The 3,782-nt window shown below is 65.5% G+C and carries 4 protein-coding genes; 3 read left to right on the top strand and 1 reads right to left on the bottom strand.

The genetic code is table 11. The annotated features are described in order from the left end of the window. Positions 1 to 100 precede the first annotated feature (100 nt). The 3 genes from K789_RS0116385 to K789_RS0116375 all read left to right on the top strand — a co-directional run bounded on the left by K789_RS0116385 (position 101) and on the right by K789_RS0116375 (position 2,894). Entirely contained in the window at positions 101 to 592 is a 492-nt protein-coding gene (locus tag K789_RS0116385) for a Fur family transcriptional regulator (RefSeq protein ID WP_024367703.1), read from the top strand. After that, the gene (locus tag K789_RS0116380) at positions 592 to 2,100 is read left to right on the top strand and encodes a catalase (protein ID WP_024367702.1); all 1,509 of its coding nucleotides are present in this window, start codon (positions 592 to 594) and stop codon (positions 2,098 to 2,100) included. Before K789_RS0116385 ends, K789_RS0116380 begins: the two co-directional genes overlap by 1 nt. 143 nt (positions 2,101 to 2,243) lie before the next feature. Continuing rightward, a complete protein-coding gene (locus tag K789_RS0116375) occupies positions 2,244 to 2,894 on the top strand; it encodes a DUF2461 domain-containing protein (protein ID WP_024367701.1) in 651 nt (216 codons plus the stop codon). 64 nt (positions 2,895 to 2,958) lie between these two features. Here the strand turns inward: K789_RS0116375 and K789_RS0116370 are convergent, their stop codons facing one another. After that, entirely contained in the window at positions 2,959 to 3,564 is a 606-nt protein-coding gene (locus K789_RS0116370) for a TetR/AcrR family transcriptional regulator (RefSeq protein WP_024367700.1), read from the bottom strand. Between the last annotated feature and the right edge of the window lie 218 nt (positions 3,565 to 3,782).

The raw sequence follows: 3,782 nt of genomic DNA, 5'->3' as shown, positions 1-3,782 counted from the left end.
CCCGGCGATCCCGGTGAGTGGCACGCGCAGGGTGACGTGAGCGCGCGTAACATGCCCGCCCTTATTATGATCGAATCATAATAGGTGCTTGAATGGTCGCATGACGGATTCGACGGGCACCCACGAAGCATGGGCCGCTGCCCTGCGTGCCCACGGCCGGCGGGTGACCAAACAGCGGCTGGCCGTGCTCACCGCCGTCGAGCATCACCCGCATTCCCCCGCCGAGCACATCCTCGCCGCCGCCCGCCAGAGTCTTCCCGAGCTGACCGCCCAGTCCGTCTACGTGGTCCTGGGCGACCTGACCGACCTGCAGATGCTGCGCCGCTTCGAGCCCCCGCACTCCCCCGCCCTCTATGAGACGCGGGTGGGCGACAACCACCATCACGCCGTCTGCATCAGCTGCGGCCGGGTGGAGGACGTCGAATGCGCCGTCGGCCACGCCCCCTGCCTCACTCCGCACTGGGGTGGGAACTCCAAGCCGATGACCATCCAGATCGCCGATGTGCTGTACCAGGGCATCTGCCAGGACTGCCAGCGCACCCAACAACTTCCCGCCACATCTGAAGAGCAAGTAATCAACAAAGGAGAATGATGACTGCGAACCTTTCCGCGCCCATCCCGCACACCGCGACCACGACCCAGACCGGCGCCCCCGTCGCGTCCGACGAGCACTCGCTGACCGCCGGTGCCGACGGGGCTACCGCGCTGCACGACCGCTACCTGGTCGAGAAGCTCGCTCAGTTCAACCGCGAGCGGATCCCGGAGCGCATTGTGCACGCCAAGGGTGGCGGCGCCTTCGGTACCTTCACGGTGACCGGCGACGTGTCCCGTTACACCCGCGTGGCTGCCTTCCAGCCGGGCGCCCAGGTTGGCACGGCCATCCGATTCTCCTCCGTGGCCGGCGAGCAGGGCTCCCCCGACACCTGGCGCGACGTCCGCGGCTTCGCGACACGTTTCTACACCCCTGAGGGCAACCTGGACATCGTGGGCAACAACACCCCCGTGTTCTTCATCAAGGACGGCATTAAGTTCCCGGACTTCATCCACTCGCAGAAGCGCCTGCCGGGCTCCGGCCTGCGTGACGCCGACATGCAGTGGGACTTCTGGACGCTCTCCCCCGAGTCCGCCCACCAGGTCACCTACCTCATGGGCGACCGCGGCCTGCCCCGCTCCTGGCGCGAGATGCACGGCTTCTCATCCCACACCTACCTGTGGACGAACGCCGAAGGCGAACGCTTCTGGGTCAAGTACCACTTCCGCTCCAACCAGGGCGAGCACAACATCACGAACGAACAGGCTGAGCAGCTTGCCGGCGCCGACGCCGACTACTACCGCCGCGACCTGTACGAGGCCATCGCCGAGGGCAACTTTCCCAGCTGGGACCTGCACGTCCAGGTCATGCCGTACGAGGACGCCAAGACCTACCGTTTCAACCCGTTCGACCTGACCAAGGTCTGGCCGCACGCGGACTACCCGCTGGTCGAGGTTGGCCGCTTCGAGCTGAACCGCAACCCGGAGAACTTCTTCGCCGAGATCGAGCAGATCGCCCTGTCTCCCGCGAACGTCGTTCCGGGGCACGACATCTCGCCGGACAAGATGCTGATGGCACGCGTGTTCTCCTACCCGGATGCACACCGCTACCGCGTCGGCACCAACTTCAACGAGCTGCCGGTCAACCGCCCGGTCTCGCCGGTGAACAACTACTCGCAGGACGGCTCGCTGCGCCACGGCTACAAGCCGGCGACGGCCCCGGTCTACGCCCCGAACTCCTTCGGCGGCCCCGTGGCCGACCCGGCCCGCGCCGGTGAAGGTTCCTGGGAGTTCGACGGCGCCCTGGTCCGCACCGCAGCGACCCTGCACTCCGAGGACAGCGACTTCGGCCAGGCCGGCACACTGTACCGCGACGTCTTTGACGAGGCAGCCAAGGCCCGCTTCCTGGACACCATCACCGGTGCCGTGGGCGGCGTGAAGAACGCCACCATCAAGGAACGCGCCATCCAGTACTGGACCAACGTCGACGCCGAACTCGGCGCCAAGCTGCGGGCCAACCTGGGCGCAGGCCAGGTCGAGTCGGACGCTGAGGCCGCCAACAAGATCTGATCGTTTTCCCGGGCTTGCCCGCGCTTTCCCGCTTTGCTGAAACTCCCCGCTACGGATCCTCGTGGCGGGGAGTTTTTTACGCTTTTCCACATGGCTGCCGAACCCGCTCGCCAGGACGCAGGCGGTGTCCCTACGATCCCTGTATGGACACATTTGAAGGCATCCCGTTTGAAGGCATCCCGGATGCCGCCTTCCGGTTCTATGCAGACCTTGAACACAACAACAACCGCGAGTGGTGGCTGGAACACAAGGCAACCTATGACTCGGCGGTGAAAGGGCCGCTGACTTTGCTGCTTGCCGAGCTGGAACCGTCCTTCGGTGCGGCCAAGCTCTTCCGGCCGAACAGGGACATCCGGTTCTCGCTGGACAAGTCTCCCTACAAAACCGCCCAGGGCGCGCTTGCCTCAACTGCCGAAGGTATGGGGTTCTACATCCAGCTCAGCGCCGACGGCCTCCTCATTGGAGGCGGCTGCCACACCCATACGCCTGCCCAGCTGACGCGTTTTCGCAATGCGGTCGATGCGCCGGCCAGCGGCGAGGCCCTGCAGGCGATCGTTGACGACATCGAGGCTGCCGGCTTCGCTGTGGAAGGCGACACCCTCAAAACTGTCCCCCACGGCTTCGACAAGGACCATCCGCGGGCGGAGCTCCTCAAGCACAAGTCCCTGACCGCAGGTGTCAACGTGGGCCAACCCGGTTGGCTCGCGACCCCCGGGGCGCCAGCTGAAGTGGCCCGGCGTTGGGAGGAGCTGAGGCCCCTGGTCGACTGGATCGGCCGCCATGCCGCCCCCTGACCGGGAGCGGCCCAGGTTGTGCCGGTCAGTCGTGCGTGTCAAGCATGCGGGCAGTTGTACCGGGTCAGAGGTGCTGGCCGTCGGCGGCGAGGCGCCGGTCCAGGTTGTTGAAGAAGACCATCAGCATCAGGTCGAAAGCCTCGCTGGCTTCCTCGGGCTGGTTGTTCACCACGAAGTCGAACTGCAGCCCATAGAAGGCGGCAGTGAAGAGGCGGGCGTCAGTGTCGGCGAATTCTTGCCGGATGCCCTGGAGCATAAGCCAGTCACGGGCTTTCTCACGCAGCATCCTGAAATGCTCCTGCGCCGTTCCCCGGGGTGACGCGGCCACGATGTCCTGCGCCGTGGCCTCGAACTCAAGCCGGGCCAAGTGGCGGTTGCGTTGCGCCATGGTCCAACGCCACGATTCCAGCAGGAATGCCCGCCACGCGTACCGGTCGATATCCTTCACATCCGTGGCCCGGATGCTGTCCAGCCGCGATTCGATGGTGCGGATGATCTCGTTCACCAGCTCCTCGCGGTGGCCAAAATGGTACACAAGCACGTAACTGCTGACCCCCAAGCCCTCGGCCAGGCTCCGGAAGGTGAGGTCCGCGAGGGTCTTGTCCATGAGGTAGTCCAGAATGGCAGCCAGCAGCTCTGCCTTGCGTTCTGGTCGTGCTGGGCGGGCCATGATTCCATCATAGGGAGCGCGCCGGGCAGGCAGCATACTGCGACGATCAACCGATGGAGGCATAACGCCAGTTCCGGGCACTGGACTCCAGCGCCCGGGGGCCCGGCCAGGAGCTCCGTTGTTCCTAGGAGCTGTAGGTGTCGACGCCGATCCCGAGCCACACGCCGAAGGCATAGGTCTGATCGGCCTGCTGCAACCTCCAACAAGATCACCCCGCC

The sequence above is a fragment of the Arthrobacter sp. TB 26 genome (genome assembly GCF_000427315.1).
Classification (GTDB): Bacteria; Actinomycetota; Actinomycetes; order Actinomycetales; family Micrococcaceae; genus Arthrobacter.
The sequence above is the reverse complement of the archived record's forward strand: the minus strand, read 5'-3'. Positions and strand labels throughout refer to the sequence as shown.